The following is a 2,644-nucleotide window of genomic DNA, read 5'->3' as shown; positions in this document are numbered from 1 at the left end:
AGGCTGTCAAAGGGGAGCCCTTCAAGCCACCAAAGCGCATAGCGTGTCGATGTGAATTTTCATTACCCCAGTCGCCAACTCTGATCGAACCTCCGGCAAAGAGTCCTTTCAATGTTACGGTGATCGACCCGTCATTCAGCGACGCTCTGGTCAAACATTTGCGGGCGAGACTGGGTCATGAGGCGCCCGCACTGCCCGGAGTGAGAAAGAACGTTCTGGCCGGTATCCGGCTCAATCTGATCGAAAGGAAGGGGAAGGAAGGTTTTGAGAACAACCGTCAGTACTTACTTTCAGAGGAATTGGAAAAGCTCCACCTCGCAATAAAAAATAAACCGTTGCCGTTGAAAACGGTTCACACCGAAAGCCGACAATCCATCCAGATTGATATGGAGCTCCCCCGACCACTGTGCCAATTTCTTCAGGCGGCAGAGGCTTCCCTTCAATATCTGGCCACTCCTGAAGAGTCAGGAGCAATACGTCGGGAGATTCTGGCGGCCTGGTTTGAAACGGTAGCGGAGCGGATGGAACTGCCCAAACGGGGCATCCGGCCGGAGCACTTGAGACAAGAGTCCCTGTCTACTTTTTCACCGGTAAAGACGGTTCTATCTCCCGCCGTTGAAACCCTTGAGTCTGATAACAGCATTCTCACTCTCACGGCTATTGGCGCCGCAGCCATCAAAAAGCCATTATATCCCGAAGCTGGCCAGACCTCGGCCAGAGAACATGTCTTCCACTGTCAGGCGCTCACTGAAAAACTCTCGGAGCACCACACCCCTGAGGGTCATCTGAAGGACCCTGAAAACCTGCTGGAAGACACAGAAGATATGGAACAAGAGTACGGTTTTCTGCAAAATTTTGTCCTGAAAGACGATTAATCCTGCAAGAACCTCATCCTTTATTAGACTTTAGGGTTCCTCTCCTTCGAACACTAATAATTGAATGAGGTTGTATTAATTATGTCCAGTCATCTGGAAAACCCGACTGCACTCAGGCAATGGACCGCAAGACTGGCTGTTCCCCTGTCGTTCTGCGCACTCCTGCTGGTGATCTCTCTGCCTCTGGAGGGCCTGACCGCTTATGGCCAGATCATGCTGGGCATTCTGGTCATGGCGGTCATCCTCTGGGTAACTGAAGCCCTGGCTTACCCCATCAGTGCCCTGCTCATTGCGGCACTGGTTACTCTATTGACAGGTGTTGTCCCCAGCAGTGAAACCGGTACCATTCTGGGTACCAGTAAAGCACTGGGGCTGGCCATGAAAGGCTTTTCATCGCCCAGCATCATTGTTATAGCCGGTGCCCTGATCATGGCCGCCGCTATGCAGTCCACTGAGCTGGATAAACGTATAGCTCTGGCAATTCTGTCGCGCATTCGCCCCAGTCACGGCGCCATCATTGCCGGCTGCCTCCTGGTCGGCGTGGTATTCTCCTTTATGATACCTTCACCCACGGGGCGTACTGCTGTTCAGGTTCCCATTCTGGCAGGAGTGATCGCCACACTGGGTCTGGACCCTAAAAGCCGTCTGGCGGCGGTACTGATCATGGGGGCCGCCCAGGTCAGTACCATATGGAATGTCGGTGTCATGACGGCGACCGGCCACAATGTGGCAGGCCTTGAGTTGATGCATGAACACAGTGGCTTCACCATGACCTGGATTCAATGGCTGATCCATGCCGGCCCCTGGTCAGCCCTGATGACCGTCATCCTGTATTTCATTTTGAAAGCTGAGGTAAAAGGGCACTCGCTGAAAGATGACATCAGCCGTTGCCTGCACACCTCTTCCGAACCCTGGTCTTTCCAACAGAAGAAACTGGCTCTGTTTACCGTTCTGCTGATCAGCCTGTGGGTGACAGAAGGTACGCTTCACCACATTACCGTTCCAGCCACCATGTTGTTGATGTCCGTTTGTCTGCTGTTGCCCGGAACAGGCGTCTTTGAGAGCTGGAAAGATATTGAGAAGCGCATTCCCTGGGGCGTCATCGTCATGTTTGGCGTCAGCATTAGTCTGGGTCAACAATTGGTCAGTACAGGCGCCGCTGCCTGGCTGGCAGAACGCTGTTTCTCATCCATGGAAATCCACACCATGACGTTGGCCCTGCTAGTGTTTGCGATGACGTTGTTTACGGTGGTCATGCATTTGGGGTTTGCTTCGGCAATGAGCCTGACCGTGGCATTACTGCCAGTGTTCCTGGCTTTCACCGACACCCTGCCAGACACTATGATGCATAACGCCATGGGGCTGGTGCTTCTGCAACTCTTTGCCGTAAGCTTTGGTATGATCCTGCCGGTGAATTCCCCCCAAAACATGGTGGCCTATTCTACAGGCACCTTCCAGGCGAAAACATTTGCACGGATCGGCTTGCTGCTGACTCTGGCCTGTCTGCTGACCTTTGTACTCTTCTCCATGACCTGGTGGCAGTGGACCGGACTCTTGTCTCCGGCTCAGTAAATAAACCAGAGTGTGAAGTCGCCTGTTTCTTTACCTGAAGATTTGCGGTAGGTTTCACACTCTCATACCACCCGATTTCCAGCCTATGTCCATCCCTGCTCAAGAACCTTTCTGGCGCACCAAAAGCCTGGAGGCCATGACCCGTAATGAATGGGAGTCTCTTTGTGATGGCTGCGGGCGTTGCTGTCTGAACAAAC

2 protein-coding genes are annotated in these 2,644 nt (G+C 53.1%); both read left to right on the top strand.

What is annotated here, in order from left to right:
* Nucleotides 1-875: hypothetical protein (locus tag KDK16_RS12785; RefSeq protein ID WP_257276421.1), on the top strand; the 875-nt coding region annotated here is incomplete at its 5' end.
* An 81-nt stretch (nucleotides 876-956) separates the two neighbouring features.
* Nucleotides 957-2,447, top strand: a complete 1,491-nt coding sequence (locus KDK16_RS12780) for an anion permease (RefSeq protein WP_257276420.1) — start codon at nucleotides 957-959, stop codon at nucleotides 2,445-2,447.
* Nucleotides 2,448-2,644 lie beyond the last annotated feature (197 nt).

The organism is Endozoicomonas sp. SESOKO4, assembly GCF_024606275.1.
The sequence above is the reverse complement of the archived record's forward strand: the minus strand, read 5'-3'. Positions and strand labels throughout refer to the sequence as shown.

Excerpts from the sequence above, each read along its gene's own strand:
- KDK16_RS12780 (WP_257276420.1), top strand. The coding sequence starts at position 957 with ATGTCCAGTCATCTGGAAAACCCGACTGCACTCAGGCAATGGACCGCA.